This is a genomic window from Aeromonas sp. s3 (assembly GCF_040907805.1).
GTDB classification, from domain to species: Bacteria; Pseudomonadota; Gammaproteobacteria; order Enterobacterales; family Aeromonadaceae; genus Aeromonas; species Aeromonas dhakensis.
Genome location: NZ_JBFOCQ010000006.1, coordinates 185,657 through 197,906, shown reverse-complemented (window position 1 = coordinate 197,906; position 12,250 = coordinate 185,657). Strand labels below are relative to the sequence as shown.

The window sequence follows — 12,250 nt, the reverse complement described above, 5'->3', positions numbered from 1 at the left end:
ACAGGATATTCAGAGCCCGTAGCGCAGTTTCAGCGTGTCGGGATGGGGATTGAGGTACACCTGCTCGGCGAGATAGGGATTGGGGTACTCGCGCAGGTAGTGGCGGATCAGGGTGAGCGGCACCAGCAGCGGAAAGACACCGGTGCGGTACTTGTCGATGGTGTCGCACAGCTCCTGCTTCTGGGCCGGGGTCAGCACCCGCTTGAAGTAGCCCTGCAGGTGCATCAGCACATTGGTGTGGCTACGCCGGTTGGCCCGCAAAGTCAGCGCCGCCATCAACCCCTTGATGTAGCTGTCGGCCACCTGCGGCAGGTCGGCCTTGGCCAGGTTGCCGAGCAGCTTGCCGAGCGCCCGGTAGTGGGTGGTGGCGTGAGAGAGCACCAGATACTTGTAGCGGGAGTGGAAACGGATCAGCGCAGAGGCGGTGATGCCGCGCGCACAGAGCTGCTGCCAGTCGTGGTAGGCGAAGACCCGCAGCACGAAGTTTTCCCGCAGGATGGGATCGCACAGGCGGCCATCCTCTTCGACCGGCAGCAGGGGATTGGCCTCCATCAGCGCCTTGGCAAACAGGCCGACCCCCTCCTTGGCACTCCCCTCGTTGTTGGCGCCATAGATCCGCACCCGCTCCATGCCGCAGCTGGGGGATTTGGCGCAGAGGATGTAGCCGGAGATGAAGTCGAGCTGGCGCGCCTTCTGCTCGCTGAAGGCGATGAGCTGGTCAGTGACGTCGAAGCTGCCGTTGCTCGCCTCGGCACGGATCTCGCCGTGGCGCTTCACCAGCCGGATCGCGGCGCGGGGCGCCCCGAGGCCAATAGCCATCTCGGGACAGACAGGGTGATAGTCAAAGTGGGCACCGAGATCCCGCTCGCAGAAGCTGGAACGCTTGTGACCCCCGTCGAACCGAACCTCCTTCCCCAGCAGGCAGGCGCTGATACCAACCTTGATCTTGTACATATCATCACTCCTTGTATAAGTCTGAATCAGTTATAGCAGTTATACAAAAAAACGGAAGTTGTATAATTATTGCGGACTGATACGGCGCAAGGGTGAAGGGTGGATCAACCGGAAATGAAAAAACCCATGACCGAAGTCATGGGTAAAAATGAAGACACTACAGGAAGGATGATTAGAAGCTGTACTTCACACCCAGGCTGGTGATGGAACCCTGTTGCAGATCCCACTTGCGATAGGTGTAGTCGGCGGTGAGGGCCAGGTTCTGGCTCACCTTGTAGGCGGCGCCCACTTTGAAATCGTGCATGTCGTCGGTCATGTTGGCGTAGCGGTAGGCGGTGGAGAGCTCGACGGCGCCGATGTCGTAGCGCAGGCCGGCCTCACCGTACATGCTGCCGCTGTTCTTGCGGGTGATGACGTCCCAGCCGCTGTCTTTCACGTTGGCAGCCACCTGACGCTCCATGGTGTAGCCCATCAGGCCCGCTTCCCCATACAGGTTCAGACCTGTGCTGAGCGGGGTGTAGACACCCAGACCCAGGCTGGAGATGCCCATGCTGTCGTTGCCATCGTTGCGGGAGGTGTACTCGCTGCCCAGACGACCGTAGAAGTTGGAGCCGAAGCTCTTGGAGAGATCCAGGTTCAGACCGCCGAAGTCGCGGTTGTTGCTATCTTTGCCGCCGATGTAGTCGGACTTGGTGTGCGCCCAGGTCAAACCGCCTTTGGCGTAGCTGAAGGCATCCTCAGCCAGAGCGGAAGTAGAAGCGAAACCGGCCAGAACCAGAACAGAAAGTGCAACTTTTTTCATTTTGATGACTCCATCGTTGAGCTAGTTGAGACCTAGCTGGAATGGGGTCATTGTGCAGAGGGCGGGGCGAAATGCCGAGCGGCAAGCTGTTGCCAAACCATGTCAGATGTAAGCAACTGTTGCTGGCGGTTACCGGGTTAACAATCAAGACAGGCTCCACGAAGGAGCCTGTTGCATAAGGGATCAGCGAAACTCCACTTCCTCAATCTCGACCCGCACCAGGGGCTTGCCGGTCAGCCCGGCCGGGCGCGGCACCTCCAGCACCATGGAGGGGCGCTGCTGCCCCTTGCGCAGATAGGACTCCGGCAGACGGTTCTCGCCAACCCAGAAGCGGGCCTCCTGCTTGGCCAGCTGGGCCCCCTGCTCGCTGAACAGGGTGATGCTGCCGCGCACCCGCACCACGTTGCGGGTGCCGGTGTTGCTCACCATGAATTGCAGTTGCAGGGGATCCGAGCCTTCCAGCTTGGCGAGCTTGACGCCGATCCCGTCTTTGACGGCCTGGGCCAGCAGATCCGGGTTGTTCATCGCCTGCTCGGTCAGCACCGGCACGGCTACCGTGCCCTGCACCGCGCTGCCGTCGGCGGCGGGCTTGAGCAGCAGGTATTCCCAGGTGAAGTCATCGTTGAGCTGCACCTGGCGACCATCCGGCAGGGTCACCTGGGTGAGCGGGGCAGCCTGGGCCAGCAGGGGCGACAAGCAGAGGGCAACCAGCAGACGGGACAAGGGTTTCATAGGGTGATGACTCGCGTCGATGGAAAAGGGCGTCAGTATAAAGAGTCCGCCGCACCTTGCCTATGACCGCACTCACGTTCCTGCCCTCGGTTGCCTAGACCACCAGCTCCTGACGCTCCTCCGCCGGCATCATGTCCAGGGTCACCAGATCGAACGCCGTGCTCTTGAGGGCGGTGAGGATATCCGGTTGCAGATCGAACGCCCGGGCCCGCAACCGGGACGGCAGTCGTACCCGGGCCAGGGTGGTGGCCCGATCGCCCAGGGTATGGAAAAACACCTGCGCCTCCTCCAGCCCCATGTCGGCCAGCATCTGCTCCGCCATGTCCACCATACGCAGATGACGGCGATCCACCAGCTCGGGATCGGAGAAGCGGTGGCTCAGGCAGCCATGGGCGCTCTTGCCCCAGCGTCCCAGCTGACGCTTGTTGAAGCCGTAGCGAAAGTCCCTGTGGGTCATGCCCTGTTTGGCGAACAGCCAGAGGGTGTTGTCCGGCAGGCTGCCGAAGCGACGCAGATACTCCCGCAGCTCCTCGACCGGCGCGGGCAGCAGCATGGGCAGGTGGCTCCAGTCGGTTTCCAGCGCGGTGAGGTGACAGATGTAACGCACCGGATCTATCACCTCGTTGAGGTGGCGCAGGTGATCGCAGAAGATCATCTCATCGGTCTTGATGACCCGCTGCTCGATGCCGTAGCGCTGGCAGTAACGTTTGGCGCGGGCCACTTCCTTGCGGCTGCGGGTCGGGCTGTCCAGGGTGATGGCGCGGATCCGGATACCGCTGGCGCGGCACAGATCCATGCTGTAGCAGGACTCCAGTCGACCGGAGAAGGAGACCGCCAGTTCGCCGTAGCCAGCCAGGGTCTCGATAAGCGACTGCTCCCTGGTCTGAAAGGTCTGATCGTATCCTCGATTCAGCACAACGATATTGGCATCCATAACAACGGCACCGGATGATGAATTGGGCGCCATTGTGCAGTAATAATCCTGAATAAACCCTTAAAGAATGCGGATAAACTAGAATTTAATGATTATTTCATACCAATTATCATCATATTCATCCAGTTGCGTGTCATAAATCCGCAGTTTCGCCTGATGAACCTGGTGCATGCGCAGAAAACCCTCGGCCTGCTCGAGGGAGGCGAACGTCAGCCTGCCCCCCTCGCTGTCGGTGAGGCACTGCATCTCCCCATCCACCTCGACACAGAGCTGATAACCGCTGCCATCCAGACAGGCGATCAGCAGCCCCGCATCCGGATAGTGACTGAGCCAATTGCGAAACCTGCCGTGTTCCATAACTTACCCCGCGTTCCCGCCCGCTCAGGCCGGCAGGTAACCCTGTGCCACCAGCTGCTGGCGACAACTGTATGCATCGATAAACACCAGGCCGCCGATCCCCTGCGTCTGTGCAGCGGCCACGTTGGCCGGGCTGTCATCGATGAACAGGCACTGCTCGGCCCGCAGATCGAACGACACCAGCAGATAGCGGTAGATATCCGGCTCCGGCTTCATCATCCGTACCCTTGCCGACACCACCTTGCCGCTGAAGAAGCGCCAGAAATCCTGATGTTGCTCCAGCCAGTCGATGCTGGCATGGCCCATGTTGGAGAGTGCATAGAGGGTGTGCCCCTCCCCGTGCAGTGCCTCTATCAGGCTCAGCATAGCGGGATCCGGCACAAGGGATGGCGGCACCGCCTGCAAAATGGCCAGATTCTCCGCCGTCGACAGGCCGGTTCGCGCTTGCGCCTGACGGGCCATGGTGTGCAGCGACAGGGTCCCCCGGTCCACTTCCAGCCAGTCGCCATGGTTGAACAGTTGCTCCGCCAGCTGCTCCGCCCCGTGCGCCCCCCGTACCGAGCGCACGATACCGACCGGATCCCAGCTCACCACCACTCGTCCCAGATCGAAAATAATCGCCATTCTCACCTCCAGATCTCTGCATCATTGTGACGGCAAGCGGGTCCATCCGACACGCATCTGCCCCCGCAGGCTCACGCCCCTACCCTGCCCCGTTCGCCACCCACGGGCAAGTTTTACTTGCATCGCACGGTCAAATCCCTTAATGCTTATGGCGTTACCTCAAGGACACACTCATGCACGCACCATTCTTTTTTGCTTTCTCGTTTATCCGGCCCTCATGAGGGAAGGCCAGTCGTCACGTGAAGTACTCGCGTAAACAGAAAGCAAAGACGAATCGAGCCTCCCCTAGCGGAGGTTTTTTTTTGCAGCCACCACAATCGATTACTTGGATAGGGAACCATCATGGCAACGCTCGACGAGATCAGACAAGACATCACCCAGTTGGATCAGGAGCTGCTCGCCCTGCTGGCCAAACGCAAGACCCTCAGCATCGAGGTCGCCCGCGCCAAGCAGGCCAACCCGCGCCCGATCCGCGATCCCCAGCGCGAGCAGGATCTGCTGGTCGCCCTGATCCAGAAAGGGCGCGGACTGGGGCTGGATGCCCAGTACATCACCCGCATCTATCACACCATCATCGAAGACTCGGTGCTCTCCCAGCAGGCCTATCTGCAGAGCCTGCTCAACCCGGAGCAGCAGGAGCCGATGACCAGCGTCGCCTATCTGGGGCCGCGCGGTTCCTATTCCAGCCTCGCCGCCCGCAAGTACCTGGCCCGCTACAAGGATCAGGTGATCGAGGTAAACTGCCAGAATTTCCGCGAGGTGCTGGATGCGGTGGAGTCGGGCCGCGCCGCCTTCGGCGTGCTGCCCATCGAGAACACCAGCTCGGGCTCCATCAACGAGGTGTATGACGTGATGCAGCACACCAGCCTCTCCATCGTCGGTGAGCTCACCTACCCCATCGAGCACTGCATCCTCACCGCCGTGCCCACAGAGCTGTCCCGCATCAAGACCTTCTACGCCCACCCGCAGGTGTTCCAGCAGTGCTCCCATTACCTCAGCAAGCTGGAAGGAGCGCGCCACGAGATCTGCGACTCCTCCTCCAGCGCCATGATGAAGGTCAAAGAGCTGGCAAGCCCCGAAGCGGCGGCCATCGGCAGCGCGGCCGGCGGCGAGCTGTATGGGCTGGACGTGCTGGCCGAACAGCTGGCCAACCAGAAGGAGAACTACAGCCGCTTCATCGTGGTGGCGCGCAAGCCCATCGACGTGGCGCCGCAGATCCCGGCCAAGACCACCCTCATCATGTCCACCTCCCAGAAGCCGGGCTCCCTGGTGGAAGCGCTGCTGGTGCTGCGCAACAACGAGATCAACATGACCAAGCTGGAATCCCGGCCGGTGCAGGGCAACCCGTGGGAGGAGATGTTCTACCTGGATGTCTCCGCCAACCTCAACACCCCGTCCATGCAGGCCGCGCTGATGGAGCTGACCAAGATCACCCGCTACATCAAGGTGCTGGGCTGCTACCCGAGCGAAGATGTCAAGCCGACCACAGTGCCGCCGGTGCTGATGGGCGGCTGATCCGCCAAGGTTGGGCCGGCCCGGGTATCTGCCGGCCGACACCGCCCATGAAAAAGGCGACCCTCTGGGGTCGCCTTTTTGTGGTCCATTCGCCGCGGGCACGCCGTCAGAACTGGCCTGCCATCAGCTGGTTGATGTTGTAGAGGGCGCGAGTATCGAGCTCCATCTCGGTGGCATAGGTGTTGCCGCGGGGATAGGAGGCCACCACCCTGGCGCCGCGCACCATGCCCGCCACCGACACGTCCAGCGAGTTGGAGGTCTGGGTCAGGTCCTTGTAGCTGCTCTGGCCGCGCACCTGCTGGCCGTTGAGCTGCTCGGCCAGCTCGCGGTAGGCGTCCATCTTGGAGGCGCGGATGGCCTGCAGCATCTTCTCGGACTGGGAGGGGCCGGGCTGGATGTCGATCACCGCGTAGCCGACCGCCTTGAGCACCGGGAAATCATCCGGCTTGTTGTTGCCGCCGTAGTTGACCACCCGATTGCCGCCGCTGCACGCCGTCAGCAGCAAGGCCAGCAGGCATCCGAACAGGATTCTCATTGCGTCTACTCCTTGTCAGGGCGTCAGGTTGACCAGATGGCCGCCGGGACGCGCCTGGCTGTCACGCATCAGGTAACCACGGTTGATCGAGGCCCGGCCAAACGAATTGTTGGCACCGAACAGGTATTTCTGCGGGATCATGCTCTGGGCCGTGGTCTCCACCATCTTGGTACGCAGGTCAATGATGCGGGCGTTGACCAGGATCCCCTTGCTGTTGCGGCTGAAGGTGCCGACCAGGATGCGGGAGATGGGCAACCGGGGAGAGAGATCCTTGTAGTTGCGGCTCAGCACGAAATCCCCCTGCGGGGTTACCTTGATGCTGCCGGTCAGCTTGAAGTCCACCACCACCTCACCACGCCGGTTCAGCTCGTAGATAAAACTCTCCTCGATCTGCTGGCCCATCCAGTTGGTGTCCTGCAGGGTATCGAGATCGACGAAGGAGGCGACCGCGATGGGTTCGGTCAGGGTAGTGAGCGACTTGCGCTCCATCAGCTGATCGGTCATGCGAGCCACCAGCCAGTTGAGTTCCATCCCCTGCGTCGCCTGGCGCGGATCACCCAGATCCCGGTTGATGGGGTCGGTGCCGCAACCAGCCAATGCCAGAGCGAGCGCCAACGCCGTGATGAGTTTGTTCATGGATACCTTTCCTGTATCTGCACCTGATTTGTTATCGGTTCGACCGGCCAAAGCTTGAGCCTGGAATGAGGCATGGATCTTGCTAAATATTCGCGGTGTGCTGTGCAACCGGCACGGTTCTGTGATCTGTATCGGCCGGCGACCTCACTTCGACAGGGGTGAATCGCGCCGACCCGCATATTCAAGGTGTTTGTCATGAAATTACCGCTGCTGTTAACCCTGCTGCTGGCCAGTCTGTCGGCCCGGGCCGAGATCATCGAGGCGCAGGGCAGTGCCGCCATCCTGGGCGGGGACGAGGTCTACGCCCGCGAGCAGGCAACCCGCGATGCACTGCGGCAAGCGCTGTTGGCGAGCGGCGCCGCCGTCTCCAGCATCCAGCGCCTGGAAAACGGCAGCCTGCGCTCCGAGCAGATCCAGATCCGCTCCGGCGGCGACATTCGCCAGTACCGGCTCAAGCGGGAAGAGGTGCGCAACGGCCGCATGTACATCACAGTGATGGCCGACATCCAGGCCGAGCGCCAGATCTGCCAGACCCAGCACTACGCCAAGGATTTGACGCTGGTGCGGCTGCGGCTGCGCTACCCCGAGCAGGCGAGCTACGGCGCCCTCGACGACATGCCCGCCAACCTGTCACGCCGCATGTTCGAGGCCCTGGCCAGCGCACCGCAAGGGGTGGCCGTGCGCCAGTGGCTGGACGAAAACCTGCGCATCGACCCGCTCCACCTGCAGCAGGGGGATCGCAGCGCCCTCGAGGAGATCAAGGCGCTCAGCCTGCGCACCGACAGCCAGTATCTGGTGCTCGGCAGCATCGACGATCTCTCCCTCGAGCCGCAGGGCAACCAGCTGACCAGCTGGTATGAAGATCCCATCCGCAACTTTCGCATGCAGCTCTATCTGTTCGACGGCATCAACGGCAGCCTGCTCGGCCGCAAGGAGTATCAAGGCCGGGCCAACTGGACCTTCGCCAAGCGGGATCAGGTGGGCAGCAGCAGCGGCCAGTTCTGGCAGTCGAGCTACGGCCAGGAGGTCAACTACCAGTTGCAGGAGGCGGTGCAGGATCTGGTGGCCCAGCTCAGCTGCGCCCCGGTTACCGCCCGGGTGGTCAGCCAGAATGAGCGTGGCCCCTACATCAATCTGGGCCGCCGCAATGGCGTCCGGCTCGGGGATCAGTTCCGCATCCAGCACGATGCCGATTTCATCGACCCCTACGGCAAGGCACGCATGCTGCGCAACCCAGCCGACGGCCTGTTCGAAGTAGTGCAGGTATTCGAGGATGGCGCCATCATCAGCAGCCAGAACAAATATTCGCCGTTTAACATCCAGATCGGCGATTTGGCCGTATTGGAATAAAAATCAAGGGTTTAAAAGGGAGCCGCTTCTTGTATAATGCCGGCCACAAGGTTCCCGTAGCTCAGCAGGATAGAGCGGTCCCCTCCTAAGGGACAGGCCACTGGTTCGACTCCAGTCGGGAACGCCATACAAAACAAGGGGTTGGCATCGTCATGATGCCAACCCCTTGCTCGTTTTTGGTCAAGGCCGCCGTTCGGCCGATGGCGGGTGTGTCACCCGTCCCGCATCCCGCCACAACCTACCTGCCAAACTAATCTGCCAGCCCAGTAGAATGGCCCTGCTCAACCTGCTGTTCGGCTCCGGCGACACCTTGCTGGATCCCTTGCTGCCCCTGCAGGTACTGGCGCTTATCATCTGGGGCGTGCGTCGCCAGCAGTTGCCCGCCATCAGCAACGCGGTGACCGACAGCAAATAATCGCACTGCCACACCACCGAGGTATGGCCACCAGGGAGGGCCGGTCTGCTAGACTGGCCCTCTTTTTGTTCATTCATCTGCAAAGGAGTGTCGGATGTCTGCTGCTTCGTGGTGGGACAAGTCCACCGGGCTGGCGCTGCTGACCATAGTGTTGTGGGCCTCGCTGGCGGCGCTCACCTCCCGGGTCACCAGCGTGTCGCCGCTGGTGCTGGTGGGGCTGGTGCTGTTTTTCTGCGGGGCGGGCGCCCTGCCGTTCTGGCGTCAGTGGCGGGCTCGTCCGGTCAACTGGCTGGTGACCATCAGCGCCCTGCTGCTCTACCACCTGCTGCTGTTCATGAGCTTTCGCCACGCCCCCGTGCTGGAGGCGAACCTCATCAACTACCTCTGGCCGCTGTTCATCATTCTGTTCACCCCCTTGCTGCTGCCGGGTCACCCGCTGCACGGCCGTCACCTGCTGGCCGGCGCCTTGGGTCTGGCAGGCTCGGTGCTGGTGATGGTGAACGGCGAGCTGCAGCTGCAACAGGCCTATCTGCCCGGCTATCTGCTGGCGCTGGGGGCCGCCATCGTCTGGGGCGCCTACTCGGTGCTCTCGCGCCGGCTGCCGCCAGCCCCGGCGGTGATGACGGCGGCGGCCTGCCTGCCCGCCGGGCTGCTGGCGCTGTTGCTGGCCTGGCTGCTGGAGGGACCGCTGCCGGTGGCTCAAATTCCGGCCGGTGACTGGGGCCTCATCATCGGGTTGGCACTCGGCCCCATGGGGGCGGCGTTCGTCACCTGGTATCTGGCGCTGCGGGACGGGGATCCGCGCCGGATCGGAGCGCTGGCCTATCTGACGCCGCTGCTGAGCACCCTGCTGCTGGTGCTGCTCAATGGTGAGCAGCTGACCCCCCGCCACCTACTGGCCGGCGCCCTCATCATGGGTGGCGCCCTGCTCGGCATGCTGGGCAAGCCCCCGGCCCGCCACCAGCAGGAGGCCTCCGCCCTGCGGTCGTAAGCCAGCCCTCTCGACAGTCAGTCCGGGCCGCCGGGCTGACTGTCATAAAAGCGCCATCTCTGCTGCTTAAGCTCACGCCGACGCCCATCGCCGTGATTCAACAAGCAGGAATGCTGCCGTGAAAATTGCCCATTACGCCTCCCTCTCTTCTCTCGCTCTGCTGCTGGTCGCCGCCGTGCAGGTCGCTGCCCTCTGGCACGGCTGGCAACAGCTCAACCAGGCCGAGCTGGCCCAGCATCAGCATGAACGGCTGCAGCAGCGGCTCACCGGTACCCTGCAGGGCACCCTGCGCGACTACCTCGCCAGCGGCGATCCGCTGCGGCTGACCGAGGCCGAAGGGGTACGCAAACAGGCGCTCGCCCAGCTCTCCCAGCAGGATGGGGCGCTCACTGCCCCGCTGCGTACCCTGCTCGAGCAGATGGGTGCACGCATCGACAGCGACTATCTGGCGGCGGGCAAGCTCTCCGGCAACAGTCAGTGGCTGCTGCAAAATGCCGAGAACGAGCTGACCGATCAGGCCAGGGCGCTGCTGCGATACGGTCAGCAAGGGGCGACGGGGAGCGACCCGGCCAGCGCCGAGCGCTATCGCCAGCTGGCTGGCGACCTGCTGGCGGCCCTGCCGGGGCTCGCCCACCTGCGCCAGAACTACATGGAGCAGGCCAGCCCCAAGCTGCTGGAAGGATTGCAATTCGAGCTGGCGGCCCTGCAAAAACAGGCCGAGCAGCTGGCCGCCCTGCCGAGTTTGGATCTTTTCGAGGCGCCCCCCGCCGACGAGTTCACCCTGGGGGAGCCGGAGCGCAAGGAGCTGGGGGATCTCCCCAAGGCCGAGCTGATCTCCCTGCTCAAGCGCTACCCGCAGGAGCTGGAGAACAGCCGCAAGGCGCTGCAACAGCAGCAGCAGGCGCGCCAGGCGGTGCAGCAGGACATTGACCAGATGCTGCAGGCCACCGGCCAGATGGACAGCGAACTGGCCGCCGCCCGCCAGGCGGTCAACCAGCGGCTGGCCGCCATCCTCGGCAGCCTGGCGCTTTGTCTGGTGCTGGTCGCCCTGCTGTTTGCGCTGGTGCAGCGCCGCTGGCTGGTCAGGCCGCTGTTGCGCCTGCGCGCGGCCTTCTTGCAGCTCGACGAGACCGGGCAGGCCGAGACCCTGCCAGAGGGGCGCGAGCGCAACGAGCTGGCCGACATCGTCGCCAGCTACAACCGCCTCATCCTGCGCCTGCAACAGGATCAGCAGCAGAAAGAGGGTCAACTGTCGGCGGTGTCGCAAAGCCTGCAGGGGATGGTCAACCAGGTGCAGGAGATCCATCACAGCACCCGTACCACGGAGCAGGCGGTGGACGAGAGCGATCTGATGATGAGCGAGCTGAACCAGCTGGCCGGCGAGGTGCACCAGGTGGCCGCCGAGATAGCGCAGCACGCCCAGCACAACGAGCACTCCATGAGCCAGAGCGAGCAGCTGGTGGGGGGCATGTTGCAGGCCACCGCCCAGACCGGGCTCGCCATCGACGAGAGTGGTGGCGCCCTGGCTCAGCTCAAGCGCTCGGTGGAAGATGTGACCGCCATCGTCGACGTGATTGGCCACATCTCCCAGCAGACCAATCTGCTGGCGCTCAACGCGGCCATCGAGGCGGCGCGGGCCGGGGAACAGGGGCGCGGTTTTGCGGTGGTGGCCGACGAGGTGCGCCACCTCTCCGCCGATACCCAGCGCTCCCTTGGCCAGATCACCGAGATCCTGACCAGACTGACCCAGGCGGGGGATCAGCTCGGCACAGTACTGGCGCGGATCACCGCAGAGGCCGCCGCCCAGCGTCAACAGGCGGAGCAGCTGCGCCAAACCACCCAGGCGGTGCGGGAGATGGCGCGCAGCACGGCGGTCATCGCCCTGCAGGGGGCCGACAACGCCAAGAGCCAGGAGCACAAGCTCGCCAGTTTTGCCGGTCTCATCGGCCGCATCAGCCAGCACGCCCGCCAGGGCAGCCGCCTCTCGGTGCAGGTGTCGGAGCACATCCACCACCAGGCCAGCCAGATCCCGCGCATCCTCGGCCACCAGGCCTGAGCCGCGCCGGTTCAGCCGGCGCCCCCAACCTGGCCCCTGCCATCGCGCAGGGGTTTATCTTTTTTTGTGGCACAAAATTATCTGTTATCCGCAGGTTAACGAGGAAAGATCCCTCTGCACAGTGCGATCCGTCCGGATCGGCCGGCAATTTCATCTGAAAACGTTGTCATCGCCGTTATGAGCGGGCTGGGAGTGTCCACAACGAGCGTCATGATTATTTGCACTCGGTCATATTTTTGAAACTTGGTGGGAACTTTCCATTGATATTTCGCACCGCGAACGTACTCTTGAGCTGTCCGATAGCCAAGTATCGGAACACAAAAAAACAAAATATGTGATGAACAGAACT

Annotated in this window: 13 protein-coding genes, 1 tRNA gene and 1 other annotated feature; of the genes, 6 read left to right on the top strand and 8 right to left on the bottom strand. The window is 62.8% G+C overall.

Annotation, left to right across the window (positions count from 1 at the left end; translation table 11 throughout):
* Positions 1-9 precede the first annotated feature (9 nt).
* The 6 genes from AB5Y98_RS01620 to AB5Y98_RS01595 form a co-directional block, all read right to left on the bottom strand.
* Positions 10-954, bottom strand: a complete 945-nt coding sequence (locus AB5Y98_RS01620) for a YbgA family protein (RefSeq protein ID WP_368231195.1) — start codon at positions 952-954, stop codon at positions 10-12.
* A 172-nt stretch (positions 955-1,126) separates the two neighbouring features.
* On the bottom strand, positions 1,127-1,756 hold the full coding sequence (locus AB5Y98_RS01615) for an outer membrane beta-barrel protein (protein ID WP_005303698.1): 630 nt from the start codon (positions 1,754-1,756) through the stop codon (positions 1,127-1,129).
* 183 nt (positions 1,757-1,939) lie between these two features.
* Complete coding sequence (locus tag AB5Y98_RS01610) at positions 1,940-2,488, bottom strand: DUF3157 family protein (RefSeq protein WP_005303701.1); 549 nt, start codon at positions 2,486-2,488, stop codon at positions 1,940-1,942.
* A 94-nt stretch (positions 2,489-2,582) separates the two neighbouring features.
* Positions 2,583-3,455, bottom strand: a complete 873-nt coding sequence (locus AB5Y98_RS01605) for a hypothetical protein (protein WP_368231194.1) — start codon at positions 3,453-3,455, stop codon at positions 2,583-2,585.
* Between the two features lie 45 nt (positions 3,456-3,500).
* Positions 3,501-3,779: a DUF6482 family protein gene (locus AB5Y98_RS01600; RefSeq protein WP_005303707.1), complete on the bottom strand. Its 279-nt coding sequence runs from the start codon at positions 3,777-3,779 to the stop codon at positions 3,501-3,503.
* A gap of 24 nt (positions 3,780-3,803) precedes the next feature.
* A complete protein-coding gene (locus AB5Y98_RS01595; RefSeq protein WP_368231193.1) occupies positions 3,804-4,403 on the bottom strand; it encodes an HAD family hydrolase in 600 nt (199 codons plus the stop codon).
* 169 nt (positions 4,404-4,572) lie between these two features.
* Positions 4,573-4,707, top strand: a sequence feature (Phe leader region).
* 38 nt (positions 4,708-4,745) lie between these two features.
* Between AB5Y98_RS01595 and pheA the strand changes: the two genes are divergently transcribed.
* A complete protein-coding gene (gene pheA / locus AB5Y98_RS01590; RefSeq protein WP_017763932.1) occupies positions 4,746-5,918 on the top strand; it encodes a prephenate dehydratase in 1,173 nt (390 codons plus the stop codon).
* 106 nt (positions 5,919-6,024) lie between these two features.
* Here pheA and AB5Y98_RS01585 read toward each other — a convergent pair whose 3' ends face one another.
* Both AB5Y98_RS01585 and AB5Y98_RS01580 read right to left on the bottom strand, forming a co-directional pair.
* The gene (locus tag AB5Y98_RS01585; RefSeq protein WP_005303718.1) at positions 6,025-6,453 is read right to left on the bottom strand and encodes an LPP20 family lipoprotein; all 429 of its coding nucleotides are present in this window, start codon (positions 6,451-6,453) and stop codon (positions 6,025-6,027) included.
* A gap of 15 nt (positions 6,454-6,468) precedes the next feature.
* Entirely contained in the window at positions 6,469-7,089 is a 621-nt protein-coding gene (locus AB5Y98_RS01580) for a FlgO family outer membrane protein (RefSeq protein ID WP_139431473.1), read from the bottom strand.
* 195 nt (positions 7,090-7,284) lie between these two features.
* Between AB5Y98_RS01580 and AB5Y98_RS01575 the strand changes: the two genes are divergently transcribed.
* The 5 genes from AB5Y98_RS01575 (at position 7,285) to AB5Y98_RS01555 (ending at position 11,901) form a co-directional block, all read left to right on the top strand.
* On the top strand, positions 7,285-8,439 hold the full coding sequence (locus tag AB5Y98_RS01575) for a flagellar assembly protein FlgT (protein ID WP_025202107.1): 1,155 nt from the start codon (positions 7,285-7,287) through the stop codon (positions 8,437-8,439).
* A 50-nt stretch (positions 8,440-8,489) separates the two neighbouring features.
* A tRNA-Arg gene (locus AB5Y98_RS01570) sits at positions 8,490-8,566 on the top strand.
* 144 nt (positions 8,567-8,710) lie between these two features.
* Positions 8,711-8,854, top strand: a complete 144-nt coding sequence (locus AB5Y98_RS01565; RefSeq protein ID WP_368231192.1) for a hypothetical protein — start codon at positions 8,711-8,713, stop codon at positions 8,852-8,854.
* A gap of 94 nt (positions 8,855-8,948) precedes the next feature.
* Positions 8,949-9,845 (top strand): DMT family transporter, encoded by an 897-nt coding sequence (locus tag AB5Y98_RS01560; RefSeq protein WP_368231191.1) that lies wholly within the window; start codon positions 8,949-8,951, stop codon positions 9,843-9,845.
* Positions 9,846-9,963: 118 nt separating this feature from the next.
* On the top strand, positions 9,964-11,901 hold the full coding sequence (locus tag AB5Y98_RS01555) for a methyl-accepting chemotaxis protein (protein WP_368231190.1): 1,938 nt from the start codon (positions 9,964-9,966) through the stop codon (positions 11,899-11,901).
* Positions 11,902-12,250: the final 349 nt, after the last annotated feature.

What these genes read in the sequence shown, in the direction of transcription:
- AB5Y98_RS01575 (WP_025202107.1), top strand. Translation starts at nt 7,285, where the DNA reads ATGAAATTACCGCTGCTGTTAACCCTGCTGCTGGCCAGTCTGTCGGCC.
- AB5Y98_RS01620 (WP_368231195.1), bottom strand. Translation starts at nt 954, where the DNA reads ATGTACAAGATCAAGGTTGGTATCAGCGCCTGCCTGCTGGGGAAGGAG.
- AB5Y98_RS01605 (WP_368231194.1), bottom strand. Translation starts at nt 3,455, where the DNA reads ATGGCGCCCAATTCATCATCCGGTGCCGTTGTTATGGATGCCAATATC.
- AB5Y98_RS01595 (WP_368231193.1), bottom strand. Translation starts at nt 4,403, where the DNA reads ATGGCGATTATTTTCGATCTGGGACGAGTGGTGGTGAGCTGGGATCCG.
- pheA (WP_017763932.1), top strand. Translation starts at nt 4,746, where the DNA reads ATGGCAACGCTCGACGAGATCAGACAAGACATCACCCAGTTGGATCAG.
- AB5Y98_RS01615 (WP_005303698.1), bottom strand. Translation starts at nt 1,756, where the DNA reads ATGAAAAAAGTTGCACTTTCTGTTCTGGTTCTGGCCGGTTTCGCTTCT.
- AB5Y98_RS01600 (WP_005303707.1), bottom strand. Translation starts at nt 3,779, where the DNA reads ATGGAACACGGCAGGTTTCGCAATTGGCTCAGTCACTATCCGGATGCG.
- AB5Y98_RS01585 (WP_005303718.1), bottom strand. Translation starts at nt 6,453, where the DNA reads ATGAGAATCCTGTTCGGATGCCTGCTGGCCTTGCTGCTGACGGCGTGC.
- AB5Y98_RS01580 (WP_139431473.1), bottom strand. Translation starts at nt 7,089, where the DNA reads ATGAACAAACTCATCACGGCGTTGGCGCTCGCTCTGGCATTGGCTGGT.
- AB5Y98_RS01610 (WP_005303701.1), bottom strand. Translation starts at nt 2,488, where the DNA reads ATGAAACCCTTGTCCCGTCTGCTGGTTGCCCTCTGCTTGTCGCCCCTG.
- AB5Y98_RS01560 (WP_368231191.1), top strand. Translation starts at nt 8,949, where the DNA reads ATGTCTGCTGCTTCGTGGTGGGACAAGTCCACCGGGCTGGCGCTGCTG.
- AB5Y98_RS01565 (WP_368231192.1), top strand. Translation starts at nt 8,711, where the DNA reads ATGGCCCTGCTCAACCTGCTGTTCGGCTCCGGCGACACCTTGCTGGAT.